The sequence below is a fragment of the Achromobacter sp. K91 genome, from assembly GCF_003576205.1.
GTDB classification, from domain to species: Bacteria; Pseudomonadota; Gammaproteobacteria; order Burkholderiales; family Burkholderiaceae_B; genus Achromobacter; species Achromobacter aegrifaciens.
Genome location: NZ_QWFB01000086.1, coordinates 1 through 25,912, shown reverse-complemented (window position 1 = coordinate 25,912; position 25,912 = coordinate 1). Strand labels below are relative to the sequence as shown.

At 67.1% G+C, this 25,912-nt stretch carries 22 protein-coding genes; 13 read left to right on the top strand and 9 right to left on the bottom strand.

The annotated features are described in order from the left end of the window. Positions 1 to 372: 372 nt before the first annotated feature. The gene (locus tag DXK93_RS30810; RefSeq protein ID WP_119452132.1) at positions 373 to 1,923 is read right to left on the bottom strand and encodes a DUF1254 domain-containing protein; all 1,551 of its coding nucleotides are present in this window, start codon (positions 1,921 to 1,923) and stop codon (positions 373 to 375) included. Between DXK93_RS30810 and DXK93_RS30805 the strand changes: the two genes are divergently transcribed. After that, positions 1,922 to 2,182, top strand: a complete 261-nt coding sequence (locus tag DXK93_RS30805; RefSeq protein WP_119452131.1) for a hypothetical protein — start codon at positions 1,922 to 1,924, stop codon at positions 2,180 to 2,182. The two genes, DXK93_RS30810 and DXK93_RS30805, sit on opposite strands and share 2 nt — an antisense overlap. Here the strand turns inward: DXK93_RS30805 and DXK93_RS30800 are convergent. Continuing rightward, on the bottom strand, positions 2,179 to 2,955 hold the full coding sequence (locus DXK93_RS30800; protein ID WP_054455195.1) for an enoyl-CoA hydratase: 777 nt from the start codon (positions 2,953 to 2,955) through the stop codon (positions 2,179 to 2,181). The two genes, DXK93_RS30805 and DXK93_RS30800, sit on opposite strands and share 4 nt — an antisense overlap. 31 nt (positions 2,956 to 2,986) lie before the next feature. Here DXK93_RS30800 and DXK93_RS30795 point away from each other — a divergent pair, with 31 nt between their 5' ends. Next, the gene (locus DXK93_RS30795) at positions 2,987 to 4,765 is read left to right on the top strand and encodes a M61 family metallopeptidase (protein ID WP_370128021.1); all 1,779 of its coding nucleotides are present in this window, start codon (positions 2,987 to 2,989) and stop codon (positions 4,763 to 4,765) included. An 831-nt stretch (positions 4,766 to 5,596) separates the two neighbouring features. Here the strand turns inward: DXK93_RS30795 and DXK93_RS30790 are convergent. The 3 genes from DXK93_RS30790 to DXK93_RS30780 are packed head-to-tail and all read right to left on the bottom strand — an operon-like array spanning position 5,597 to position 10,189. Next, on the bottom strand, positions 5,597 to 7,036 hold the full coding sequence (locus DXK93_RS30790) for an efflux transporter outer membrane subunit (protein ID WP_119452130.1): 1,440 nt from the start codon (positions 7,034 to 7,036) through the stop codon (positions 5,597 to 5,599). Between the two features lie 5 nt (positions 7,037 to 7,041). Continuing rightward, a complete protein-coding gene (locus tag DXK93_RS30785) occupies positions 7,042 to 9,000 on the bottom strand; it encodes a MacB family efflux pump subunit (protein WP_119452200.1) in 1,959 nt (652 codons plus the stop codon). Position 9,001: 1 nt separating this feature from the next. Continuing rightward, positions 9,002 to 10,189 (bottom strand): efflux RND transporter periplasmic adaptor subunit, encoded by a 1,188-nt coding sequence (locus tag DXK93_RS30780; RefSeq protein ID WP_054457433.1) that lies wholly within the window; start codon positions 10,187 to 10,189, stop codon positions 9,002 to 9,004. A gap of 411 nt (positions 10,190 to 10,600) precedes the next feature. On the opposite strand from DXK93_RS30780, the gene DXK93_RS30775 reads away from it, so the two are divergent. The 6 genes from DXK93_RS30775 to purU all read left to right on the top strand — a co-directional run bounded on the left by DXK93_RS30775 (position 10,601) and on the right by purU (position 15,812). Beyond that, positions 10,601 to 11,809 carry an MFS transporter gene (locus DXK93_RS30775; protein ID WP_119452129.1) on the top strand — a complete coding sequence of 403 codons (1,209 nt, stop codon included), beginning with the start codon at positions 10,601 to 10,603 and terminating at the stop codon, positions 11,807 to 11,809. A gap of 2 nt (positions 11,810 to 11,811) precedes the next feature. After that, positions 11,812 to 12,474: a gamma-glutamylcyclotransferase gene (locus DXK93_RS30770; RefSeq protein ID WP_054457436.1), complete on the top strand. Its 663-nt coding sequence runs from the start codon at positions 11,812 to 11,814 to the stop codon at positions 12,472 to 12,474. A 105-nt stretch (positions 12,475 to 12,579) separates the two neighbouring features. Continuing rightward, the gene (gene pdxH / locus DXK93_RS30765) at positions 12,580 to 13,209 is read left to right on the top strand and encodes a pyridoxamine 5'-phosphate oxidase (RefSeq protein WP_054457438.1); all 630 of its coding nucleotides are present in this window, start codon (positions 12,580 to 12,582) and stop codon (positions 13,207 to 13,209) included. A 38-nt stretch (positions 13,210 to 13,247) separates the two neighbouring features. Continuing rightward, entirely contained in the window at positions 13,248 to 13,772 is a 525-nt protein-coding gene (locus DXK93_RS30760) for a flavin reductase family protein (RefSeq protein WP_059371570.1), read from the top strand. Then, a complete protein-coding gene (locus DXK93_RS30755) occupies positions 13,769 to 14,878 on the top strand; it encodes an NAD(P)/FAD-dependent oxidoreductase (RefSeq protein WP_054457440.1) in 1,110 nt (369 codons plus the stop codon). The genes DXK93_RS30760 and DXK93_RS30755 overlap by 4 nt, the downstream gene beginning before the upstream one ends. Positions 14,879 to 14,957: 79 nt before the next feature. Further along, positions 14,958 to 15,812: a formyltetrahydrofolate deformylase gene (purU, locus tag DXK93_RS30750; protein ID WP_119452128.1), complete on the top strand. Its 855-nt coding sequence runs from the start codon at positions 14,958 to 14,960 to the stop codon at positions 15,810 to 15,812. 3 nt (positions 15,813 to 15,815) lie between these two features. Here purU and DXK93_RS30745 read toward each other — a convergent pair whose 3' ends face one another. Then, a complete protein-coding gene (locus DXK93_RS30745) occupies positions 15,816 to 16,763 on the bottom strand; it encodes a LysR family transcriptional regulator (RefSeq protein WP_054457446.1) in 948 nt (315 codons plus the stop codon). Positions 16,764 to 16,888: 125 nt separating this feature from the next. Here DXK93_RS30745 and DXK93_RS30740 point away from each other — a divergent pair, with 125 nt between their 5' ends. The 3 genes from DXK93_RS30740 to DXK93_RS30730 are packed head-to-tail and all read left to right on the top strand — an operon-like array spanning position 16,889 to position 20,759. Then, complete coding sequence (locus tag DXK93_RS30740; protein ID WP_119452127.1) at positions 16,889 to 18,589, top strand: acyl-CoA dehydrogenase family protein; 1,701 nt, start codon at positions 16,889 to 16,891, stop codon at positions 18,587 to 18,589. A gap of 47 nt (positions 18,590 to 18,636) precedes the next feature. Beyond that, on the top strand, positions 18,637 to 19,620 hold the full coding sequence (locus DXK93_RS30735; RefSeq protein WP_054457449.1) for a tripartite tricarboxylate transporter substrate binding protein: 984 nt from the start codon (positions 18,637 to 18,639) through the stop codon (positions 19,618 to 19,620). Between the two features lie 11 nt (positions 19,621 to 19,631). Further along, complete coding sequence (locus DXK93_RS30730; RefSeq protein ID WP_119452126.1) at positions 19,632 to 20,759, top strand: CaiB/BaiF CoA-transferase family protein; 1,128 nt, start codon at positions 19,632 to 19,634, stop codon at positions 20,757 to 20,759. 12 nt (positions 20,760 to 20,771) lie between these two features. Here DXK93_RS30730 and ggt read toward each other — a convergent pair whose 3' ends face one another. Beyond that, positions 20,772 to 22,529: a gamma-glutamyltransferase gene (gene ggt, locus DXK93_RS30725; RefSeq protein ID WP_119452125.1), complete on the bottom strand. Its 1,758-nt coding sequence runs from the start codon at positions 22,527 to 22,529 to the stop codon at positions 20,772 to 20,774. A gap of 123 nt (positions 22,530 to 22,652) precedes the next feature. Here ggt and DXK93_RS30720 point away from each other — a divergent pair, with 123 nt between their 5' ends. Next, positions 22,653 to 23,558, top strand: coding sequence for a LysR family transcriptional regulator (locus DXK93_RS30720; RefSeq protein ID WP_054457455.1), 906 nt, complete (start codon positions 22,653 to 22,655; stop codon positions 23,556 to 23,558). Positions 23,559 to 23,645: 87 nt separating this feature from the next. Here DXK93_RS30720 and DXK93_RS30715 read toward each other — a convergent pair whose 3' ends face one another. After that, a complete protein-coding gene (locus DXK93_RS30715; RefSeq protein WP_054457457.1) occupies positions 23,646 to 24,638 on the bottom strand; it encodes a tripartite tricarboxylate transporter substrate binding protein BugE in 993 nt (330 codons plus the stop codon). A gap of 241 nt (positions 24,639 to 24,879) precedes the next feature. On the opposite strand from DXK93_RS30715, the gene DXK93_RS30710 reads away from it, so the two are divergent. Then, positions 24,880 to 25,779 (top strand): AEC family transporter, encoded by a 900-nt coding sequence (locus DXK93_RS30710; protein WP_054457459.1) that lies wholly within the window; start codon positions 24,880 to 24,882, stop codon positions 25,777 to 25,779. A 67-nt stretch (positions 25,780 to 25,846) separates the two neighbouring features. On the opposite strand, the gene DXK93_RS32640 is transcribed toward DXK93_RS30710, so the two are convergent. Beyond that, on the bottom strand, positions 25,847 to 25,912 hold a 66-nt coding region (locus DXK93_RS32640; protein WP_370126299.1), incomplete at its 5' end, for an IS3 family transposase.

Genomic DNA, 25,912 nt, shown 5'->3' with positions numbered 1-25,912 from the left:
GCTGCATGGAGTTCTGTTGCATCAAACTTCCTCGCTTTGCTTCTTTGCCCCTATCAGAACCGGCGCGTCTCGCTGCCCGTAGCTGCCCCCATAGCCGGCGCCAAGTCGTTGATTTCAAAAGGCTCATCAACACCGTGCCCGCTACTTGTCAGCCGCTACGTGTTCTTATCCCGCAAGCGTCAAACCCGCAGAGTATAGCGTGATTCTTTTTACCCTAGCAAATGAACTTTCGGCCGTTTGTAAGGCGCAAACAACGCTTGGATCGGCCGAAATTAGGGACGCGAATCACCCCTCGCAGCATGCTGCGCAAACCCTGCTCAATGAACCGCGGCCTCCGTCATGGAGGCCGCGCTTTATACCATCAAACCAGGATCAATCCTCCTTGACCGGCGGCGGCGCCCACAGTCCGTCCAACGCCGTATCCTGCGGCGAGTACAGGCGCATGCTGAGCAGGAACGGCGCATCGGCGGCCGGCGTGGCGATCCAGTTCGAGCGCTTGCGCTCGCCGGGATCGCGGCGCTGGATGTAGATGTCCAGCGAACCGTCGGCGTTGTACTTCAGGCCATCGGTGCTGCGCAGTACGTAGCGGTTGGCCGGATTGTCGGCGAAGCCGTGCTTGTCGTCATAGACGTGCAGCGACCAGAATGCGTTGACCGGCGGCAACTGCCCCTTGTCGAAGTGCAATACATAGTCTTCATCGGAATTCAGCGCGCGGCCCTTGGAGTCGGACACCGTGACCGGGTACAGCACGTCTTCCGGCGTCGGCGCGCCCAGGCCGGCATAGGCGATGGCGGCGCGGCGCGTGTAGTCGGTACCATAAGTACCGATGCCGGACAGCACGGTGCTCCAGCCGTTCATGGGCGTACCCAGGCGCGACACGCCATCAGCGATGCGCCGGCCGGCCAACGGCTGGGCCTGCGCCAGCGCCTGCTGCACGGCCGGACTCAGGCGGCCATACGAGAACGGCTGGCGGCTGTCCAGGCCGATGCGGCGCATGCGGTCCAGAATGGGCGTGTCGTTGGCGTGCGGCGGGTTGCTGCGCATCACGTCGAAGAACAGCGTGAAGAACGAGGCGGCGTCCATGCCGGCCGCCTGTTCGGCCGGCGTGCCGTCGGGCACCGTCACGGGCATAGGCGGCGGCAGGTCGCTGCCGATCGGCGCCGAACCCACGCCGGGCCCCGTTTGCGGATAGGCGCTGCGGGAACCGCGGTTGGCAGCGGGCCTGGCGAGCACAGGCGCGGCCATCGGGCTGGCGGTCATGCCGGCCTGGATCTGATTGACGGCCGCGTAGTCCTGCGGGCCGCCCGCCTGGGTCCAGCCGATCAACCAGCCGGTGGCCGTAGGGCTGTGGATCACGTCCATGCCGGGGGGCACGCTGCCCTGCCAGCCAGGGCCGACGATGGCGAACGACTGAGCGCCGTTGCCGTTGGTGCGCGTGCCGCGCGAGGCGAATACGTCGCTCCACATGTCCAACGCCGACAACACCATATAGCGGTCGCCGGTCGCGGGCAGGTTCACGATCAGCGGGGCGCGCGACACGTCGAACCAGAGGCTGGAATAGAGCGCGTCGGCGCTGGGCCAGGGCACGTCGCCTGCGCGCGGATCGGGGAAGGCGGCCTTGTGGCCGAACTGGTTCACCGGCGCCTTGCCGTCCAGCGGCGTCTGCACGGCGGTGGCCTTGCGGCGGGCCAACTCCATCAGCACCATCGGATAAGCATAGACATAGGCGTCGATGGCGATGTCGCGCAGCTCTTGCTCGCTCATCTGCGCCGCGGGCGCGGAGGCGGCCGGGTACGGCGTCTCGGACACCAGGCGCAAAGTAGGCCGCGGCGATTGCGCCTGGGCGGCGGTGACGAAGCAGGCGCTCAGTGCGCCAGCAAGGACCGCGGCGGACCAGCGGCGGGTAGCGATGGATGTACGCATGCAAGGCTCCTTATTGATTTTGTCTGCAAGCGAGCCGCCGCGCCGGGCTTGCCAGTTCGGGCAAGCCTCTCTGGCGCGGCACCTCGCGGTGACGCTTTTTCAGGATAGGGCCGAACTCTGCAACAAGGTGCTGCCGAACCGTTTCAAGGCGCAACTCCGCTCATGGGCCTGGAAGCGCGCAAAAAAACGCGCCCTGGGAGGGCGCGCGGGGCGGATCCTGGTGCACCCGGACAGGCCGCCCGGGCGTAACAAGGATTAACGGTGTTTGAAGTCCGGTTTGCGCTTCTCGGTGAAGGCGGCCATGCCTTCCTTCTGGTCTTCGGTCGCAAACAGCGAATGGAACACGCGGCGCTCGAACAGCAGGCCTTCGTTGAGCGAGCCTTCGAAGGCGCGGTTGACGCATTCCTTGGCCATCATGACCGACGGCAGGGACATGGAGGCGATGACGGTGGCCGCGTCCATGGCTTCTTCCATGAGCTTGTCGGCCGGAACCACGCGCGACACCAGGCCGGCGCGTTCCGCTTCCTCGGCGCCCATCATGCGGGCGGTCAGCGCCAGGTCCATGGCCTTGGCCTTGCCCACCGCGCGCGGCAGGCGCTGGGTGCCGCCCGCGCCCGGAATCACGCCCAGCTTGATTTCGGGCTGGCCGAACTTGGCGGTGTCGGCGGCGATGATGATGTCGCACATCATGGCCAGTTCGCAGCCGCCGCCCAGGGCGTAGCCGGCCACGGCCGCGATCACGGGTTTACGGATGCGCTTGAGGGTTTCCCAGTTGCGCGTGATGTATTCGCTGCCATACACGTCCATGTAGGACCAGTCTTTCATGGCGCCGATGTCGGCGCCCGCGGCGAAGGCTTTTTCGCTGCCGGTGATGACCACGGCGCCGATATCGGCGTCCGCTTCGAACGCCAGCAGGGCCGCGCCGAGCTCATCCATCAGTTGATCGTTCAAGGCGTTCAGGGCCTTGGGACGGTTCAGCGTCAGCAGGCCGACGCGGCCCCGGGTTTCGACCAGCACAAACGACTCGCTCATTGATGTCTCCGAATAAGTATGAAAGTAAGATATGGCCATGGAAAAAGACTACGCTTTGCCGCTACTTTACCGCCTCGCGCCCCATGATCCGGCCGGACACCGCTACCGGATAACCCTAAGCATCGCCGCGCCCTCCCCCGACGGCCAGCGCCTGTCGCTGCCGGCCTGGATTCCGGGCAGCTACCTGATCCGCGATTTCTCGCGCCAGATCGAATCGCTGGCGGCCTATTCGGGCACGCGGCGCGTGCCTGTCGAGAAGATCGACAACCATACCTGGCAGGCCGCGCCCTGCGAGGGTCCGCTGCGGGTGGAGTACGAGGTCTACGCCTGGGACCTGTCGGTGCGCGGCGCGCATCTGGACGAAACCCACGGCTTTTTCAACGGCACCAGCGTGTTCCTGCGCGTGCATGGCCAGGACCATCTGCCCTGCCTGGTGGACCTGGCGCCGCCGCGCTCGATCCAGGGCTGGAAGGTCTACACCAGCCTGCCTGAAGCGCGCGGCCACAAGGGCGCTGCGCGCCGCCACGGTTTCGGGCTGTACCTGGCGCCGGACTATGACGCGCTGATCGACCATCCGGTGGAGATGGGCACGCCACAGGTTTCGAGCTTCGTGGCGCATGGCGCCGAACACGAACTGGTGTTCACGGGCGTTGCACCCAATCTGGATCTGGCACGGATCACGGAAGACGTGCGCAAGATCTGCGAAACGCAGATTGCGTTCTTCGAGCCCCGCAGCAAGCGCGCGCCGTTCCTGGACAGCTCGGACCGCTATGTGTTCATGACCATGGTGACGGGCGACGGCTATGGCGGCCTGGAGCATCGCGCCAGCACCGCGCTGATGACGGCCCGCAAGGATCTGCCGGTGATGGGCCAGCAAGGCCAGGGCGAAGGCTATCGCGGCTTTCTGGGCCTGGTAAGCCATGAATACTTCCATACCTGGAACGTGAAGCGGATCAAGCCGGAAGCCTTCGTGCCCTACGATCTTTCGCAGCCCGATCTGACGCGTCTGCTGTGGGTATTCGAAGGCTTCACGTCCTATTACGACGATCTGCTGCTGTTACGCTCGGGCGCGATCACGCAGCCTGACTATCTGCGGCTGCTGGCCAAGACCATCACCAGCGTGGCGCGTACGCCGGGCCGGTTGAAACAGTCGGTGGCGGAGAGTTCGTTCGATGCCTGGACGCGCTATTACAAGCAGGATGAAAATTCGCCGAACGCGCTGGTCAGCTATTACACCAAGGGCGCATTGGTGGCACTGGGACTGGATCTGCTGATCCGCCGGGAAACGGGTGGCGCGCACTCGCTGGATGATGTGATGCGCTTGCTTTGGAGCCGCTATGGACGCGATTTCTATCAGGGCAAGCCGCAAGGGTTGCCGGAAGATGGACTGCCGGCGCTGATTCGTGAAGCCACTGGCGTGGATACGCGGCGCTTCATCGCGCGCCATGCCTATGGGACGGCGGATGTGCCGCTGGCGGAACTACTGGAGCCGCAGGGCATCAAGCTGCAATGGAAGACGGCGGCCAATATTCCTTCGCTGGATGTGCGTACGCGCAAGCAGGGGGAATCGCTGGTGCTGGCGACAGTGCTGGAGGGCGGCGCGGGGCATAAGGGCGGGTTGTCCGCCGGGGATGTGCTGGTGGCGGTGGACGGCTTGCGGGTGGATGCGCCGGCGGGGCTGGAACTGTTGCTGGCGCAGTACCGGGTGGGGGATCGGGTGACTGTGCATGTGTTCCGGCGGGATGAGTTGAGGGAGTTCCGGGTGCGGTTGGGTGCGCCGGAGGCTTTGGATTGTGTGTTGACGGGCTGAGTTGTTTTGCTTTGCTTGGTTTTTTGGGGCCGTCTTTTTGTGGGACGGCCTCTTGTTTTTGGGGCCGGTCTTTGTGTTCTTAAGACCGCCTGGCGCGGCGGCCCGGCCGGTGGCGCGGGGCAACGATTGCGGTCCGGAGCGTTCGCTCCGGACTTCCCCTGCGTCATCCTCGTCACCGCCTACGGCGGTTCCTTCGGATTCCCTTGGGCTTATCGACGCCCCGCGCCACCCCAGGCGCCGCCGCGCCAGGCTCTGCTGATTGAATCTTGCCGGTCGCTGGGACGGGTGGTGTGCTTGGCGTTCTTCTCCCCGACGAGGAAGAGAGAAAGATCTTGCGGGGACGCCAAAGACGGCCGCGCGGGCGGCCTTCTTTGGCATATGGTTGCAGTCAGTTGTACGGATGGCGCTGCGCGCGGGTGCAGGCATGCACTCATATGCAATCCGTCGCCCAGCAACGATTCCTGCTCAAGCGCAGATCATCATCAGCGCACAGCGGCATCACCAATCGCAAGACGCCGCGTAAGCCCCAAAAGGCCGCCCGGGCGGCCGGCCTGGGGCGGGCCCCGCAAGACCATCGCCCAACCCCCACCGTCGGCGAGAATCCTACGAAGACCAGTCACCCCAGCTGACGCCAAGTTTCAAAAGCGGAGTCTGGCGCGTCGGTGCGCTGGGGCGCGCGGGGCGTCGATAAGCCCGAGGGAATCGGAAGGGAAGGCCGAAGGCCTGGACGACGATGACGAAGGGGGGGGGCCGCCGAGGCAAGTCCGGAGCGAACGCTCCGGACCGCAATCGTTGCCCCGCGCGCCCCAGCGCACCGACGCGCCAGACGGATTAAGAACCCGCCGCTGCGCCAGCAGCAGACTCAGCAGCACCACCGCCAACAACATCATCCCCCCCGAGCGCCTGATAAACCGTCACCTGATTCACCAACCGATTCAACATATTCTCATCCCGAGAAACCTCAGCCACCCGCCGCTTCTCCTGCGCATCCAGCCAATCCTTCAACGGCACCGCTCCCGCCCGATAGCGCACTTCGTACAGCCGCTCGGCCTCGCGCGCCGCGCGCAGCGACGCATCCAGTTGCTCTGCCTGCAAGCGCAGTTGCGTGCGCTTGGACAGCGCGTTCTCCACGTCCGCCATCGCCTGGTACAGCGCCTGCCGGAAATTCACCACCCGCTCTTCGTAGTCGGCCTTGGAGATCTTGATGTTGAGCTGCATCTGGTTCCATTGCAGGAACGGCAGCGTCAGCGCCGCCCCCAGCGAGCCCACCGGGTTCTTCAGGACATCGGACAACGTGGGGCTCGAACTTCCCAAGGCGCCGGTCAGCGTCAACGGCGGGTAGAAGCTGGCGCGGGTTGCGTCGACGGTGGACAGGGACTGGCGCAGGCGCAGCTCGGCGGCGCGCAAGTCGGGACGGCGGCCCAGCAGGTCGGCCGGCACGCCGGCGCGCGCTTGCGGCAAGGGATAGCCCGGCAATCGCGCCGGGTCGGCCATCATGCGGTCCGGCGGGCCGTCGAACAGGATGGTCAGGGCGTTGGCGTATTCCACCCGTTGCTGCACCAGCAGCGTATGAGCGGCTTCCTGGCTGGCCACGGTCTGTTCAGCCTCGGCCATTTCCAGCGCCGACGCGCCGCCCGCCGCGTATTGGGCGCGCACCAGGTCCTGCGTCCTGCGTGCGTACGCGATGCTCTCGGCGCTGCTGGCAATACGCTGGTTGATGAAGGCGGTCTGCCAGTACAGCGTGGCCGTGGTGCCCACCAGGGACAGCGCGGCACTCTGGCGGTCCTGCTCGGTCGCCAGCGCATCCCACTGCGCCGCGTCGCGCTGGCTGGACAGCTTGCCCCACAGGTCCACTTCGTAGCTGACAGTCAACTCCGCCGCGTTGGTCCGAGAGATCGCGCGATCTCCGTACAGATTGCGGTTGCGCGTCACATTGGCGTTGCCGCCCAGTTGCGGCAGCAGCTTGTCCTCGGTGATTCCAGCCTGGTACTGCGCCCGGCGCACGCGGATCGCGGCGGCGGCCAGGTTGTTGTTGCGCGCCAGCGCGGCGTCGACCAGGCCGTTGAGCGTCGGGTCGTTGAAATTGCGCCACCACTGGCCGCCATCGGCCAGCGGCCCGGCCTGGAAGTCGCCTGCGGGCGCATGGGTCCAGGCGGCTGGAATGGACGTCAGCGGCGGCTCGTAGTCGGTGTGCAGCAGGCTGCCGCAGCCGGCCAGGGCCAGCAGCAGCGCCAGGGCGGCAGGTTTGCAGATCAGGGAAACCGCTTTCATCTTCCTCATTCCCGGGCCAGGGCCTCGACGGGATCCAGGCGCGCGGCATTGCGCGCCGGCAAATAGCCAAAAAGCACACCGATCAGCGTCGAGCAGCTGAACGCCGCCACCATCGATGTCGTGGAATAGATCATCTGGAACGACCCGCCCGTGGCCTTGGACACCAGCACGCCCAGCCCCAGGGACAGCACGATGCCGATGGCGCCGCCTATCAGGCACACCAGCACCGCTTCGATCAGGAACTGCTGCATGATGTCGCTGCGCCGCGCCCCCACCGCCATGCGCACGCCGATCTCGCGGGTGCGCTCGGTCACCGACACCAGCATGATGTTCATGACGCCGATGCCGCCGACCATCAGCGAGATCAGGGCAATCATGGACACCAGCAGCGTCATGGTGGCGGTGGTGCGTTCGATGGTCTTGCGGATCGCGTCCGTGTTGAACACGAAGAAATCCTTGGTCACGTGGCGCCGCGTCAGCACGCGCACGATGGCCTGCTCCGCCGCGGCGGGCGGCGAGGCGTCATTGACGCGCACCGTGATGCTTTTCAGATGCTGCTGGCCCAGCACGCGCGACAGCGCCGTGGTGTAGGGGACCCACACGTTCAACGAATCATTGCTGCCGAAGACGGTTTCCTTCTTTTGCGTCACCCCGATCACGCGCGCCGGCATCGACCCCAGGAATACCACCTGCCCGATGGGCTCGGTATGCGAGCCGAACAGCTTGCGCCGGGTGGCGTCATCGATCACCACTTCCTGCGCACGCCGCAGCACGCTGGTCTCGTCGAAGAACTTGCCCTGGGCCAGCTTGATGGCGCGCACGCGGAAATATTGCTCGCCCACGCCCTGGATCACGCCGGTCACCGACACGTTGCGATAGCGCAGCGTGTTGCTGGTGGAGACTTCCGGCGTGACGCTGTCCACATAGGATTCGCGCGCCAGGGCGTCGGCGTCGGCCGGCACCAGGGTGCGGATATTGACGGCCTTCTCGTCGCCGAAGTCCTTGCCCGGAAAGATCTCCACCGTGTTGGTGCCGATCTCGCTGATGTCGTCCAGGATCTTGCGGCGCGAGCCTTCGCCCAGCGCCACCACCGACACCACGGCCGCGATGCCGATGATGATGCCCAGCATCGTCAGCGAGGTGCGCAGCCGGTGCGCATTCATCGCCAGCAACGCCATGCGCAAAGCCTCGCGGCAACGGTCCAGGTAGGCCTGCCACACAGGCCGCGCGGCCAGCGCCGGCGCATCTTCATTGACGCGTTCGCGCCGCGGCGCGTCGGGATTGCGCTTGTCGGCGACGATCTCGCCGTCGCTGATCTCGATGATGCGCTGGGCGTGGCGCGCCACATTCATATCGTGCGTGACGATGATGATGGTGTGGCCGGCCGCGTTCAGTTCTTCCAGGATGCGCAGCACTTCCTGGCCGGTGTGCGTATCCAGCGCGCCGGTCGGCTCGTCGGCCAGGATGATGTCGCCGCCGTTCATCAGCGCCCGCGCGATGCTGACGCGCTGCTGCTGGCCGCCGGACAGTTGGCCGGGCCGGTGCCCGGACCTGTCGCCCAATCCCAGCCGCTTGAGCAGTTCATCGGCGCGTTCCAGGCGCGCCTCGCGCCGCTTGCCGGCGTAGACGGCCGGCACCTCGACGTTGCCCTGCGCGGTCAGATCGGACAGCAGGTGGTAGCGCTGGAAGATGAAGCCGAAGTGCTCGCGGCGCAGCTCGGCCAGTTCGTCCGGGTCCAGCTCGCCCGTGCTGCGCCCGTCGACCCGGTACTCGCCGCGGGTGGGGCGATCCAGGCAGCCCAGGATGTTCATGAGCGTGGACTTGCCCGACCCGGACGCACCCACGATCGCCACCATCTCGCCGGCCTCGATAGCCAGGTTGACGTCCTTCAGCACCGCGATGGTCTGTTCGCCCGCGGGAAACTCGCGGCGCACGCCCGTAAGCGATATCAAAGGCCCGCTCATGTCAGGCCCCCGGCGCAGCCGCGGCCGGCGCGGCATCCGCCGACACGACGCGCTCGCCCACCTCCAGCCCTTCCAGCACCTGCGCCTGGACGTTGTTGTTCATGCCTATCCTGACCTGGCGCGTTTCGGTCTTGTTGTCCTTCAGGACCACGCGCACGGCGTAGCGGCCGTCCTCGCCGCGCTTGCCCAGCGCCGAGGCCGGCACCACGACCGTGTTCTTGGCCTCGCCCAGCACGATGAAGACCTGGGCGGTCATGGAGATGCGCAGCTTCTCGTCCGGATTGGGCACGTCGAACAGGCCGTTGTAGTAGACGGCGGCGGTGGTGGAGCTGCCGCTGGTCGATCCGGTAAGCGAAGACGCCGCGTCGTCCTTCTGCACGGAATCCGGCGCCGGCTCCACGGCGCGCAGGGCGGCGCGGTAACGCTCGTCGGGTTCGCCCAGGATGGTGAAGTACACCGGCAGGCCGGGCTTCACGCGGGTCACGTCGGCTTCCGAGATCTGCGCCTTGATGGTCATGGTGTCCACCTGAGCCACCTTGATGATGGTGGGCGCGCTCTGGATCGAGTTGACGGTCTGTCCTTCCTTGGTCACCACCGCGACCACCATGCCGTCGATGGGCGAGACGATGCGCGTATAGCCCAGGTTGACCCGGGCGGTGTCGACCTGGATCTCGGCCTGCGCGATCTGCGCATCCAGCGAGGCGATTTCGGCGCGGGTCACGCCCAGCGTAGCCTCGGCGCTCTCGTAGGCCTCGCGCGAACTGGCGTCGGCCGCCAGCATCTGCCGCTGACGGCGGAAGGCCAGCTCGGCCTGCTTCAGCGTGGCGACCTTGGCGGCCCGCTCGGCGCGCCGGGTCTGCAAGGCGGCCTCGGCGTTGCGCAGCTCGTTCTGCTGGGTCATGTCGTCGATCTCGGCGACCAACTGGCCCTTTTTGACGCGGTCGCCCAGCGCCACCTTCAGGGATTTGAGCTGGCCGGTAGCCTGGGCGCCGACGCTGACGCGTTCGATGGCGTCGATGGTGCCGCTGGCCAGCACGCTGTCTTCAAGGTCGGCCCGGGTGACCTCGGCCACCGCGAAAGTGGGCGGCGGCGGCGCGGAAAAGAATGCGGCGCGCACGCCGAAACCGGCTAAAAGCAGAAAAACGGCGATCAGGGCGTAGCGCTTGAACTTGCTGCGAGACTTTTTCATTGAACCTGTCGGATGTGGCGCTGGAAATCGAGCCAGCGCCGGTATTGCGAATTGCGGACCGGACAAGGGGAGGCTTGCCCACGCTGCCTGCACATCCTAAACGTCTAGTGCGTCCGAACCATCGACGATCTGTGGCGAAACGGTGAAAAACAGTAAAGCGGAACGGAACGTCAAGGTCCGCGTGATTGTTCCGTTGCATGAACGATACAACGCTTTGTCCGTCACCCACGCAAGCCCTCGCACACAGATGCGGCGAACGTGCCGCCATCTTGCGCCATAAGCATGCGACTTCGCCCCTAGATAGCCGCCATCATGCGATTGGCGCCAAAATACGTTTGCGGCGCTGCAAAACAGCAGCGCCTCGACATAGGGCGACGATATGGCCAGAATGAACGCAGTTACGCCGTATCCGTGTCCACTTCTCATAGATCCCCCTCTTCGTCACCCAGTTCCCCAGAATTTTCCGGGGCGGTGCTTTTGTGCCTGCTGGCCATGATGAATCACGTGGCGCTCACTGGGGGACGGATCACGGTTTCCCTCACCGCGCTGCAGATGGGGCTGTCGACCTTCAAGGTGGGCACGCTGGTCGCGGTGTTCGCGGTGCTGCCCATGCTGTTCTCTGTGCGCGCCGGCCGCTGGGTTGACCGGGTCGGCATTGTGCGGCCGCTGGTCATCGGCACGGCCCTGGTCGCCTCGGGCACCGCGCTGCCCTTCATCTCACAGACCCAGTTCGCCCTGCTGATAGCCTCCTGTTGCATCGGCATCGGCTTCATGTTGCATCAGGTCGCCACGCAAGACCTGCTGGGCCACGCGGAACCGGCTCAACGGCTGCGCAATTTCTCCTTTATGTCGCTGGCGCTGGCGGGGTCCGGATTCTCGGGCCCGCTGATCGCCGGGCTGGCGATCGACCATCTGGGGACGCGTCTGGCCTTCGGCCTGCTGACCTTGGGTCCGTTGCTTTCGGCGGGCGGCCTTTATGTCTTGCGTCACCAATTGAAGGCGGTGGATTCGCAGCTGTCAGGCAAAAAAGAGGCTGAAAAGCGGCGCGTTACTGAATTGCTGGAAGTGCCGGCATTGCGCCGCATCCTGATGGTCAACACGATTTTGTCCGGCGCGTGGGACACCCATTTGTTCGTCGTGCCCATTTTCGGCGTCGCCATCGGCCTGTCGGCTACCACCATTGGCGTCATTCTTGCGTCCTTCGCGGCGGCTACTTTCGTTATCCGCCTGATATTGCCCTTCATCCAGCGCCGTGTGCGGTCCTGGACGCTGGTGCGGGTAGCAATGGCGACAGCGGCCATTGATTTCATGCTTTACCCGCTGTTCACCGACGTTAACGTCCTGATCGTGCTGTCTTTCATCCTTGGTCTGGCCCTGGGCTGCTGCCAGCCGAGTATGCTTTCCCTGCTGCACCAGCATTCGCCGCCGGGCCGCGCCGCCGAGGCGGTGGGCCTGCGGATGGCCCTGATCAACGGCTCGCAGGTGTCCCTGCCGTTGACCTTCGGCGCGCTCGGTGCGGTAATTGGCGTTGCCCCCCTCTTCTGGGCGTACTCCGTGGCCCTGATGGCCGGAGGCTGGGCCAACCGCAATCCCCCGATCGAATCTGAACGCAAAGCGTAGCCGTGAACATGCAGTCCTCTCCTCCCGCCGCCGGCAATTCCGGCGCCAGCCTGCCCTTTCGTCTTTGGACTGCGCAAGAGCGGCAGGAATCACTGGACGAGGCGCTGCGCCACTGGCAATCGGGCGAAGACGTGTGGGTCTACGGCTACGGCTCCCTGATCTGGCGGCCCGACTTCGACTTCGTGGAGCGCCGGCTGGCAACGCTGCGCGGCCACCACCGGGCGCTGTGCCTGTGGTCGCGGGTCAACCGCGGCACCCCGGAATGCCCCGGTCTGGTATTCGGCCTGGACCGGGGAGGCTCCTGCCGCGGGGTGGTCTACCGCCTGGCGGGCGACCAGGTGCCGACCTATTTCCCCGCGCTCTGGGAGCGCGAGATGTCCACTGGCGCCTATCTGCCCCGCTGGATCAACTGCGCCACCGATACCGGCACCGTGCGGGCGCTGGTCTTCATCATGAACCGGGACAATCCGGCCTACATCCGCGCCCTGCCCGAACCCGAGCTGCTGGCCATCGTGCGCCGCGCTGCCGGACGCTATGGCCCCTGCACCGAATACGTGGTGCAGACCGCCCAGGCGCTGCGCGCCGCCGGCATCCATGACGCCCGCCTGGACGCCATCGCGCGCCGGCTGGAGCTGGACGGGCACACCCTGCCGGAAGGCGCCTGAGGCCCGGCCTCGGGAAATCTTGCCTGCGCCCTGAGCGGGGTCAATGAGGGTACCGCCTCCCAGGCGGTATAAACTCCTTGTTATCAACGCTGAACTACTAGCCCCATGTCCGTCTCTGATCTGCGTCAAAGCTACGACAAGAACGTGCTGCTCGAAGGCCAGGCCGCCGCCTCCCCGTTCGAGCAGTTCACCCGCTGGTTCGACGAGGCCCTGGCCGCCAAGGTCCCCGAACCCAACGCCATGACCCTGGCCACGGTGGACGCCAGCGGCCAGCCCAGCGCGCGCATCGTCCTGATCAAGGGCTTCGATGAGCGCGGGTTCACGTTCTTCACCAATTACGAATCCCGCAAGGGCCTGGACCTGCAGGCCGAGCCGCGCGCCAGCCTGCTGTTCTTCTGGCAGCCACTGGAGCGCCAGGTCCGCATCGAAGGCGTGGTCGAAAAAGTGGCCGGCGACGAGTCGGACGCCTACTACCACAGCCGCCCCGCCGGTTCGCGCATCGGCGCCTGGGCCTCGCGCCAGAGCCAGCCCATCACCCGTGAAGAGCTGGAAGCCCGCGAACGGGAATTCCGCGAGCGCTTCGGCGAACAGCCGCCGCGCCCGCCGCACTGGGGCGGCTACCGCCTGAAGCCCACCGCCTTCGAATTCTGGCAAGGCCGGCCCTCGCGCCTGCATGACCGCCTGCGCTATGTCGCCGACGGCCAGGCCTGGAAGATCGAACGCCTGTCGCCTTGATGCCGGGCGCCGCGCGCCCGCCCCCAATTAACGATTGCATGACCGCCTCCTCCCCTGATTTTGACGCCGCCTTTTTCCGCACCGCGCTGGGCCGTTACGCCACGGGCGTGACCGTCGTGACGACCGCCGACCCCGATGGCGCGCCCATCGGCCTGACGGTCAGCTCCTTCAACTCCGTGTCGCTGAACCCGCCACTGGTGCTGTGGAGCCTGTCGCGCAGTTCGTCGTCGCTGGCCGCCTTCGAGCAGTGCGAGCGCTACGTCGTCAACGTATTGGGCGCGGAGCAGATCGCGCTGGCGCGCCGCTTCGCCACCGGCAAGACGCCGGACCGCTACGCAGGCCTCACGGTGCACCACGCGCCGGGCGGCACGCCCATGCTGGACGGCCACTGCGCCGCCTGGTTCGAATGCCACAACCGCAGCCGCTACGTCGAGGGCGACCATGTCATCATGGTGGGCGAAGTGGAGCGCTGCGGCCATAGCGGCGAGCCGCCGCTGGTCTTCCATGCCGGCGGTTTCGACCTGACCCCGGCTGGCGCCCGTTCGGAAAGGAAAACGCCATGAGCGTGGATGTGGATTGCGTCGTCATCGGCGCGGGCGTGGTGGGCCTGGCGATCGCGCGCGCGCTGGCCCAGTCCGGACGCGAGGTGCTGGTGGCGGAAGCCACCGAGGCGATCGGCACCGGCACCAGTTCGCGCAACTCCGAAGTCATACACGCCGGCATCTACTACCCGGCGGGCAGCCTCAAGGCCCGGCTCTGCGTGCGCGGCAAGCACCTGCTTTACTCCTATTGCGCCGAGCGCGGCGTGCCCTACAAGCGGCTCGGCAAGCTCATCGTCGCCACCACGACGGAACAGGCCGCGCAGCTGGAGGGCATTGCCCAGCGCGCCCGCGCCAACGGCGTGGACGACCTGCAGTTCATTTCCGGCGAGGACGCCATGCGCCTGGAGCCCGCGCTGCGCTGCACCGCGGCGCTGTCCTCGCCGTCCACCGGCATCGTCGACAGCCATGCGCTGATGCTCTCGTTCCAGGGCGACGCCGAAAACGCCGGCGCCCAGTGCGTCTTCCACACGCCGCTGGTGTCCGGCCGGGTCCGCCCCGAAGGCGGCTTCGAGCTGCAATTCGGCGGCGACGACGCCATGACCCTGAGCTGCAACGTGCTGATCAATTCAGCCGGCCTGCACGCGCCGGCGCTGGCGCGCCGCATCGACGGTCTGCCCGCGTCCAACATCCCCAAGGATTACCTGTGCAAGGGCAGCTATTTCACGCTGTCCGGCCGCGCGCCGTTCTCGCGCCTGATCTACCCTGTGCCGCAGCATGCCGGCCTGGGCGTGCATCTGACGCTGGATCTGGGCGGCCAGGCCAAGTTCGGCCCCGACACCGAATGGGTCGAAACCGAGGACTACACGCTGGACCCGGCCCGCGCCGACGTCTTCTACGAGGCCGTGCGCAGCTATTGGCCGGCCCTGCCCGATGACGCGCTAGCGCCCGGCTACACCGGCATCCGCCCCAAGATCTCCGGCCCCCACGAGCCCGCGGCCGATTTCGTCATCGCCGGCCCGGCCGCGCATGGCGTGCCCGGCCTGGTGAACCTGTTCGGCATAGAATCCCCGGGGCTGACCTCCAGCCTGGCCCTGGCCGAAGAGACCCTGGCCCGTCTGAACGGATGATCCCCACGCCGCGCATGCCGCGCGTGGCGGCATCAACAAATACTGTCACCTCTTCTCCTTTTTCTCCTCTCCCTGAACCATGCAGCACAACGACTACATCCTGACCCTGTCCTGCCCCGACCGCACGGGCATCGTGTACCGCGTCAGCGGCCTGTTGTTCGAATTGGGCTGCAACATCCTGGATTCGCAGCAGTTCGGCGACGAAGAGACCGGGCGCTTCTTCCTGCGGGTGCACTTCGACGTCCCGGCGGGCGTAGCCGCCAGCGACCTGCGGGCGCGGCTGGACGGGATGTCGGCGGAATACGGCATGGAGCTGAAGCTGCATGACGCCCGCCGCAAGGAACGCCTGCTGATCATGGTCAGCAAGCAGGGCCACTGCCTGAACGACCTGCTGTTCCGCGTGCACAGCGGCCATCTGCACGCCGAAGTGGCCGCCATCGTCTCGAACCACAACGACTACGCCAGCCTGGCGGCGTCCTACGGCATCCCGTTCCACCACCTGCCGGTCACCGCCGACACCAAGGCGGAACAGGAAAAGCAGGTGCTGGCCCTGGTCGATCAGGAAGGCATCGACCTTGTGGTGCTGGCCCGCTATATGCAGATCCTGTCGGAAGACATGTGCCGCGCGCTGAACGGCCGCGCCATCAACATCCACCACAGCTTCCTGCCCAGCTTCAAGGGCGCCCGCCCCTACCACCAGGCGCATGCGCGCGGCGTCAAGATCATCGGCGCCACCGCCCACTACGTGACCTCGGACCTGGACGAAGGCCCCATCATCGACCAGGACATCGAACGCGTGGACCACACGATGACCGCCCAGGACCTGACCCAGGTCGGCAGCGACATCGAATCCCTGGTGCTGTCGCGCGCCGTGCGCAGCCACGTCGAGCACCGCATCCTGCTCAACCGCAACAAGACCGTCGTCTTCCGCTGATCCTCAGCTTGCGGATCGCCGTCCGGCGGATTCGCCTGGCGGCGGATCCTCGGGCGCGCCTGCCCCCAGCGGGAACTGGCGCGCCGCCATTTCCACCGCCTTTTCCTGCAGCGGCGAACGCGCAGCCTCGGGCCAGATCATCTGGCTGACCGAGCGGGCCGCGTGCTCGAAGGCAATGAAGCGCGTCCCCGCCAGCCCGCTGCGCGACAGGCAGGCCGGCACGATGGACACGCCCAGCCCCTGCGACACCAGCGACGCCACGCTCAGCCAGTGCCTGACCTCGTGCCGGATCACGGGCATGAAGCCCGCCGACACGCACATGGACAGCACCGTCTCGTAATAACTGGGCGAAGCGGCCCGGGCGAAGAACACGAAGTCGTCCGCGGCCAATTCCGCCAACCGCAGGGACTCCCGGCCGGCCAGGGGATGCGCCTGCGGCAGGCACACCACGAAAGGCTCGGCCATCAAGTCGCGCGCCAGCACGCCTGGCGGCACCGGATTGGCATGGATGAAGCCCAGATCCTGCTCGCCGCGGCGCACGGCCTCGATCTGGTCATGGGAATTCAATTCGGTCAGCACATGTTCCACGTCCGGCAGCTCGGCGCGCATGGCGTTGAGCAGCGCTGGCAGGCCGCGGTACAGCATGGAACCGACGAAGCCGATGCGCAGCCGGCCGCGCAGGCCCGCGTCCACGCGCTGCACCAGCGTGCGCACCTCTTCCGCCTGGCGCAGCAACGTCAGGGCTTCCCGGTACAGCACCTGGCCGGCGTCGGTCAGCTCGACGTGGCGGCTGGTGCGGGTCAGCAGGCGCGCGCCGACGTTGTCCTCCAGTTGGCGGATGGCGTAGCTGAGCGGCGGCTGGGAAATGTGCAGCCGCGTGGCCGCGCGGCTGAAGTGGCGTTCTTCGGCCACGGCGATGAAATAGCGCAACAGGCGCGGATCCAGGTCCATTTGTCTCCCCTGGGACTGCAATCCATACTTTTTTTGGATTGTTCTACACACAAACAGTATTTGTATAGATTAATCCATGCAAGCACCATCACAGGCATCGTTCCCGTCTTCAGCAGGATGCCGCCATGGATACCCCCGTCAAGACCGCGCCCACCGCCGCCACGCCCGTTCCGGATTCGCGCGGACAAAACCTGTTCAGCGCGGACCCTTACGCCGAGGCGCTCAGCCGGCGCTACCTGCCGCCCGCGCTGCACGCCCACCTGCTGCCCCACCTGGAACGGCTGGGCGCGCTGGCAGGCGGCGTCATGGACGAACTGGCCGCCGCCGCCGACAAGCACCCGCCCACGCTGTCCGTGCGCAGCCGCGCCGGCGCCGACGAGTCCCGCATCGACAAGCATCCGGCCTACGTCGAACTGGAGCGCCTGGCCTACAGCGAATTCGGCCTGGCGGCGCTGTCGCACCGCGGCGGCGTCCTGGGTTGGCCCGAACCCATGCCCGCGGCCGCCAAGTACGCGCTCAGCCACCTGTTCGTGCAGGCGGAGTTCGGCCTGTGCTGCCCGGTCAGCATGACCGACTCGCTGGCTCGCACCCTGCGCAAGTTCGGCGACCCGGAACTGGTCGAGCGAGTCCTGCCCGAAGTGACCTCGCAGGATTTCGATGCGCTGCGCCAGGGCGCCATGTTCATGACCGAACAGGGCGCCGGGTCCGACGTCAGCGCCACCGAAGTGACCGCCACGGCGCAGGACGACGGCACCTGGCTCATCCACGGCGACAAATGGTTCTGCTCCAATCCGGACGCAGGCTACGCCATGGTGCTGGCGCGCAGCGAATCCCAGCCCGGCCTGAAGGGCGTATCGCTGTTCCTGCTGCCGCGCGACCTGGCCGACGGCACGCACAACCACTACCGCATCCTGCGCCTGAAGGACAAGCTGGGCACGCGCTCGATGGCCAGCGGCGAGATCCGCCTGGAAGGCGCGGTGGCCTGGCTGGTGGGCGAGCGCGGCCGCGGCTTCAAGCACATGGCCGACATGATCAATAATTCGCGCCTGTCCAACGGCATGCGAGCCGCCGGCCTGATGCGCCGCGCCGTGACCGAGGCGGTCTATGTCTCGCAGCACCGGCGCGCCTTCGGCAAACGCCTGATCGACATGCCGCTGATGCAGCGCCAGTTGGTCAAGATGACGGTCTGGGCCGAACAGGCCCGCAGCGTGATGTTCCAGACGGCGCGTGCGCTGGCCGACGCGGACCAGGGCGCGGCCGATCCGGCGCTGGCGCGCATCCTCACGCCGCTGATCAAGTTCCGCGCCTGCCGCGATGCGCGCAAAGTGACCGGCGACGCCATGGAAGTGCGCGGCGGCTGCGGCTACATCGAGGAATGGACCGAACCGCGTCTGGTGCGCGACGCCCACCTGGGCTCCATCTGGGAAGGCACCAGCAACATCGTGGCGCTGGACGTGCTGCGCGCCATCACCCGGGAAAACTCGCTGCCGGCGCTGCGCAGCCATATCGACGGCCTGCTGGCCGCAGGCCGCCCCTGCCCGCCCGAACTGGCCGACATGCAGGCGCGCGCGCTGGAGCAGACCTATGCCCTGGCCGAACACGCCGCGCAGGCCGACCGCCCCGAGCTGGCGCGCCAGGCGGCTTCGCTGCTGTACCACGCGGTTTCCATGGCCGCCCTGCGCTGGGAAGCCACCGAACCCGGCCTGGAAAGCCGCGCGTTGCTGGCCGACCAGGTGCTGCGGCATCGCCTGGGCCCGCGCGATCCCTATGCCATTGCGGCCGACGAAAGCACGGCGTGCCGCGCCATCCTGCAATACGCGCTGTAAGAACCGACGCCGGCGGCACAGCCGGCGCGCAACCACTGGAGACAAGCATGAACCGAACCTTCGCCCCTTTGCTGCTGGCGGCTGCCGCCGCCATCGCCCCCGCCGCACCCGCGCTGGCCGCGGACGCCTATCCCTCGGCCCGGCCCGTGACGCTGATCGTGCCCTTCCCGCCGGGCGGTCCCACCGACGCCCTGGCGCGCAGGCTGGCCGACAAGCTGCGGCAACCGCTCAACCAGAACGTCATCGTCGAAAACCGCGCAGGCGCCGGCGGCAACATCGGCTCCGAGTACGTGGCGACCGCCAAGCCGGACGGCTACACCCTGCTGTTCGGCACCTCGGGGCCGCTGGCGATCAACGTCAGCCTGTACAAGAAGCAGGGCTACAACCCCGAGACCAGCTTCGCGCCCATCATCCGCATCGGCCACCTGCCCAACATCCTGGTGGTGAACCCGTCAGTGCCCGCCAACAATGCGCAGGAACTGATCGCCTACGCCAAGAAGAATCCGGAAAAGCTGAGCTACGCCTCGTCGGGCAACGGCGCCTCGTCGCACCTGGCCGGCATTCTCTTCAACAATATGGCCGGCACCCAGATCATGCACATCCCCTACAAAGGCACGGGACCGGCCCTCAATGACCTGCTGGGCGGGCAGGTGTCGATGTCGTTCACCGACATCCTCACCGCGCTGCCCTACATCAAGGCGGGCAAGCTGCGCGCCATCGGCCTGGCCAGCGCCCAGCGCTCGGATGCGCTGCCCGACCTGCCGACGCTTTCCGAGCAGGGACTCAAGGGCTACGACGTCAGCGTCTTCTTCGGCATCGTCGCGCCCAAGGGCACGCCGGCTGACGTAGTGGACACGCTGAACCGCGCCTTCAAGACCGCGCTGTCCGATCCCGAGGTCGCGCAGACGCTGCGCAGCCAGGGCATCGTCGAAGCCCAGGACCAGACGCCGCAGGGCCTGGCGACCTTCATCTCGGCCGAAGTGCCCAAATGGCGCGACCTCATCAAGAGCGCCCACGTTTCCATCGACTGAACGGACCCCACATGGCTGCAACCCTGCCCAACGCCGGCGCGCTCGCCGGCTGCAAAGTGATAGACCTGTCGCGCGTGCTGGGCGGCCCCTATTGCACGCAGATCCTGGCCGACCACGGCGCCGACGTGCTGAAGATCGAGCCTCCCGGCGGCGACGAGACGCGCGGCTGGGGGCCGCCCTTCCTGGGCGATACGGCGTCCTACTTCATCGGCGTGAACCGCAACAAGGACGGCATGACGCTGGACCTGTCGCAGCCCGCTGGGCAGGAATTGCTGCGCCATCTGCTGGCCGACGCCGATGTGCTGGTGGAGAACTTCAAGCCCGGCACGCTGGAGAAATGGGGCCTGGGATACGACACGCTGAGCCGCGACTTCCCCGCTTTGATCCATTGCCGGGTCAGCGGCTTCGGCGCGGACGGTCCGCTGGGCGGCCTGCCCGGCTACGACGCCTGCGCCCAGGCCATGTGCGGCCTGATGAGCGTGAACGGCGATGCGGACGGCGAAGCCACCCGGGTCGGACTGCCGGTGGTGGACATGGTGACCGGCCTGAACGCGGCCGTGGCCATCCTGCTGGCGCTCAATGAGCGTACGCGCAGCGGACTGGGGCAATTCCTGGACATCACGCTGTACGACTGCGCCCTGTCGCTGCTGCATCCGCACGCGCCCAATTACTTCTACAGCGGCAAGGTGCCCGCGCGCAGCGGCAACGCGCACCCGAACATCGCGCCCTACGAAACGCTGCCCACGGCCAGCGGCCCGATCTTTCTCGCGGTCGGCAACAACCGCCAGTTCGCGCAGCTGGCTCAGGCGTTGGAAGCGCCAGGATTGGCGGACGATGCGCGCTACGCCACCAACGCCGACCGCCTGCGCAACCGCTCATCCTTGCGCGACGACCTGTCCGCGCTGCTGGCGGGCCACGACGCCGCTGCGCTGGCCGACCGTCTGCTGCGTGGCGGCGTCCCCGCCGCCGCCGTACAGACCGTGGACCAGGCCCTGGCGCATCCGCATACCCGCCATCGCGGCATGGTGCTGGAGCACGGCGACTATCGCGGCGTGGGTTCGCCGATCAAGCTGTCGCGCACGCCAGCCACGTTGCGCAAGCTGCCGCCGACGCTGCGTCCCTCCGACGCCGGCGAATAGGCCCGCGCGGCCTCAGCCGCCCTGGGCCACGCCTTCGCGGCGCGGATCGGCGCCGCCCTGCAGGCCGCCAGCATCGATCACGATGCCGTGGATGCCGCTGGGGAATTCGGTGATGCGCACCGGATGCCCCATGCGCTCAAGCTCTGGCGCCAGCGCCTCCAGCGCGGTGCCCTTCTCCAGCTCGGTCTCCTTGTTGCGGCTGCCCATGTTCGGCAGGTCGATGGCCGCCTGGATGTCCAGGCCCCAGTCCAGCACGCCCACAATGGTCTTGGCCACATAGTTGATGATGGCGCTGCCGCCCGGCGACCCCACCAGCAGATAGGGCTTGCCATCGCGCAGCACGATCATCGGCGCCATCGAGCTGCGCGGGCGCTTGCCCGGTTCGATGCGGTTGGCGACGAGGCGGCCCTCGGGATCCTTGTAGGACGAGGAAAAATCCGTCATCTCGTTGTTCAGCAGGAAGCCGCGCACGAAGATCTTGCTGCCGAACTCGTTTTCGATGGTGGTCGTCATGCTCAAGGCATTGCCCTGGGCGTCCACCGCCACCAGATGGCTGGTCGAGGGCAGCGCCCACGCGTCGTCCTTGCCCAGCGACAGCAGCTTGCCTTCCGGATCGCCGGGCAGCGCCACCTTCATGCTGCGGTCCGGCTGGATCAGCGCGCCGCGCGCGCGCAGATAGGCGGGGTCCAGCATGGCGCGCACCGGCACCCTCACGAAGTCCGGATCGGCCACGTAGAAATCGCGGTCGGCGAACGCCAGCCGGCCAGCTTCCGAAAAGTAATGCACCGCCTCCAGGCTGCCCGGCTTGTAGCGGGCGAGGGGGAACTGCTCCAGTTCGCCCAACATCTGCAGCACCGCGATCGGGCCGCTGCTGGGCGGCCCCATGCCGCACAGCTGGTAGCCGCGATAGGCGCCGCAGACGGGATCGCGCGTCTTGGCGCGATAGCCCGCCAGGTCGGCCAGGGTCAGGTCGCCAGGCACGGCGTGGCCGCGCACGGCGGCAACGATATCCCGGGCGATGTCGCCCTGGTAGAACGCGTCCGCGCCTTGCTCCGCCACCGCGCGCAGCGTGCGCGCGAATTCCGGGTTCTTCAGCACGTGGCCCACCGGCCAGGGAGCGCCGTCCGGCGCGTAGAAGTAGGCCGCGGCCGCGGCTTGCGTGCGCAGTTCCTTGTTGCCGGCCAAAAGCTTATGCAAGCGCGGCGACACGGCAAAACCTTGTTCGGCCAGCCGGATCGCGGGCTGGAACAAGTCGGCCCAGGGCAGCGCGCCCTGCTCCTTGTGCGCCAGCTCCAAGCCTCGCAGCAAGCCCGGCACGCCCACCGCCAGGCCGCTGTTCACCGCACGGGCGAATGGCACCGGCTTGCCGTCCGCATCCAGGAAACGTTGCGGCTGGGCCGCGGCGGGCGCGGTCTCGCGGCTGTCGTAGGTCTGGATACGGCCGCTCTTGGCCGAATACACCACCATGAAGGCGCCGCCGCCGATGCCCGACGATTGCGGCTCCACCAGGTTCAGGACCAGTTGGGCGGCGATGGCGGCGTCCACCGCGCTGCCGCCCCGGCGCAGCATCTCGTCGCCCGCCTGCGTCGCCAGCGGATTGGCCGATGCCATCATGAAATGCGGCGCACGCACCAGTTGGCGCGTCTGTATGCCGCTGGCGGCCTCGGGGTTCAGGTCCTCGGCGGCCTGCGGCGTGCGGGCCCAGGCCGCGGGCATGGCGGCAAGCGCGGCGGCAAGCATGAGGGCGGCGGCGTGGCGGGGTGCGCGCATGGGAAGCTCCAGTGTGCGCCGGCTTTCCGGCAGGGGTTCATGATAGTCAAGGCGCCCGCGGCTGTCGCGACGCCAGCCGCATCCGGCTTAGAATCGCGGTTTCCGCCCACCGTCCACCGTGCCATGCGTTTGCGCCACATCGAGATTTTCGAAGCGATCCGCCGTACCGGATCCCTGACCGAGGCCGCGGCCGCGCTGCATATCTCGCAGCCCGCGGCCAGCAAGCTCCTGGCGCACGCCGAGGCGCAGCTGGGCTTCAAGCTGTTCGAGCGCGTCAAGGGCCGGCTCGTCGCCACGCGCGAAGCCGAGATCCTCACGCCCGAAGTCGCGCGCCTGAACCAGGACCTCAACAGCGTGCGCAGGCTGGCCGCCAGCCTGCGCGACCATCCCAACGGCCACCTGCGACTGGGCTGCGCGCCAGCGCTGGGCCTGGGGCTGCTGCCCGGCGTGGTGCGCGACAGCCGGGAGGCGCAGCCCGGCATCACCTTCGACATCCACACGCATCACAGCACCGAACTCGTACAGGGGCTGCTGACGCGCGAACTGGACCTGGCCATCACCTTCGACACCAACGACTATCCGGGCCTGACCCGCATGGGGCTGGGCCACACGGAGCTGGTGCACCTGAGCCGCAAGGAAGGCACGGGACCGCTGCCGCTGGCGGAGCTGACGGCCATGGCGGGCGACACGCTGATCGTGCTGGACGCGGCCGACGCCTCCGGCGCCCTGCTGCAGATGGCATTGGACGCGCAGGGCCTGGATCCGCAAGTCGCCATCCAGGTGCAAACGCACTACGTGGCCTGCGCGCTGGTGGACGCAGGCTGCGGCGACGCCATCGTGGACGCCATCACCGCGCAGGCGATGCTGCGTCCCGGCATGAACCTGCGCCGGCTGGACCCCGCGCTGCGCGTGCCGATCAGCATCATGGTGCGCAACCAGGATCCGCTGTCAGCGCTGCACCGCGACTTCATCGAACGCTTGCGCGCCGCCTGCGAAGCGCTGCAGGCCGGACTCGACGCCGCGGCCTGAAGCGGCCGGCGCACAAAAAAAAACGGGCGCCCGAAGGCGCCCGTCATTGCGTGCAGACAGGGCAGGCAGCGCCCGCCCCGCGCGGCGTCAATCCAGCTTGATGTTCTGCTTCTTCACGACGTCCTTCGCCCAGTCATACTGCTCTTTGATTTCCTTGGCGAATTCTTCCGGCGTGTTGCCCGACGGCGCCGAACCCTGGTCGTCCAGCGCCTTGATGACCTTGGGGTCCTTCAGGGCCACCACGGCAGCGTCGCGCAGCTTGTTCACGACTTCCATCGGCGTGCCCTTGGGCGCCAGCAGACCGTACCAGACCGGCTGGTTCAGCACCGGGAAGCCGGCGTCCTTGAAGGTCGGCACGTCCTTGATCGAATCGATGCGGGTCGGCCACGCGATGGCCATGGCGCGCAGCTTGCCCGCCTGGATCTGCGGCATCGACGACGGCAGGTTGTCGAACAGGATTTCGATCTGGCCGCCGACGGCGTCAGCCACGGCCGGGCCCGAACCCTTGTACGGCACGTGCACGATGTCCGTGCCGGTGGCCATCTTGAACGATTCGCCCATCAGGTGCAGCACGCCGCAAGTGCCCGAGCTGCCGTAGGAGTACTTGCCCGGGTTCTTCTTCAGCTCTTCCAGGAAGCCCTTGAAGTCCTTGGCGGGGAACTTCGGGTTCACGGCCACCACGTTGGCGGTGTTGGCGAAGTTGGTGACCGGCTGGAAGTCCTTGATCGGATCGTAGGGCAGGTCATTGGGGCGGCAAGCGGGGTTCACGGCCATCGTCGACACGGTGGCGATCGACAGCGTGTAGCCGTCGGCATCGGCGCGCGCGGCTTCGGATGCGCCGATGGCGCCACCGGCGCCGCCCTTGTTTTCCACAACCATGGGCTGGCCCAGTTCCTGGCTCATGCGCTGCGTCACCAGGCGCGCGATGATGTCGGTCGAGCCGCCAGGCGCGAACGGAACGATCACGCGGATAGGCTTGCTCGGGTACTTGTCGGCAGCGAAGGCGGCGGAGGCGCCAAAGGTGCCGGCAACGCCGGAGGCCAGGGCAATGGCCACGGCCAGGGAGCGGACTTTATTCATAGGTGTGTTTCCTCCAATATGCGAGCCCGTGTGTGTACGGACCGTTGTGTGATGCGCCTGCCTGTAGACAGGTCAGCAATGAACGGCGGGAGGGCGCAAGTTCTGTGCGCAGGGAGAGCACTGCTTTTATAGGTTGCTTGTGGCACATGCGCCCGCCAGAATGACGGAGAATAGCAGCAAATGCTTACAGACGCATAGCGCCGGGATCCCCTTCTGACGCGCATCAAATACCTGCTCTCACATGTCCGTTGCCCTTCTGGTTTTCCCTGATTTCATGCTGGTCGCGCTGGGTTGGGCGCTGCGTCACAAACTGAATTTCTCGCGCGAATTCTTCGCCGGCACCGAGCGCCTGGTTTACTTCGTCCTGCTCCCCGCACTGCTGTTCCAGTCCATCCTGCGCACCCCCATCACCGCCGGCAACGCCGCCATGCTGCTGCAGGCCTGCGCAGCCGTCATCGCGACCGGCGTCGCGCTGACCTGGCTGGCGCGCTGGGCGCTGCGGCCGTCGCCGCTCAGCCTGGCCTCGTCCGCGCAATGCGGCTACCGCTTCAACACCTATCTCGGCCTGGCCTTGTCGGCCAGCCTGGGCGGCGCCCAGGGCCAGACGGTCATGGCGCTGATCGTCGGGTTCGCCGTGCCGATGGCCAACATGGCGGCGGTCTACGGCCTGGCGCGCCACAGCGGCGGCAACCTGCTGCGCGAACTGGCACGCAACCCGCTGGTCATTTCCACGCTGGCCGGCCTGGCCTGCAATCTGGCCGGCGTGCATCTGCCCGGCCCGCTGGACACGGCGCTGGGACGCCTGGGCGCTGCCGCGCTCGCGCTGGGCATCATGTGCGTGGGCGCCAGCCTTTCATGGGAAGGCGGCAAGGGCCATGGCGCGCTGATCGCCTGGATGCTCGGGGTCAAGCTGCTGGCGCTGCCCGCGGCGGCCCTGCTGATCGCGCATCTGCTGGCGCTGCCGCCGCTGGAATCGCAGATGCTGCTATTGTTCGCGGCCCTGCCCACCGCGTCCGCGGCCTATGTGCTGGCCATGCGCATGGGCGGCGACGGCCGCATGGTGGCCGTGCTGATATCGCTGGGCACGCTGCTTTCGGCGTTGACGATTCCGCTGTGGCTGATGCTCACCGGCGCAGGTTGAGCGGCAAGGCCCGACAACGAAAAAAGACCGCCGCTGAACTGACCCCCAGAAGTTGGATGGTCAGAAGCTAAAGGCCGAAGGCCTGAGCTCGGTACTGCACCGGGCTCAGGCCTTTTAGCTTGAGCTTGATGCG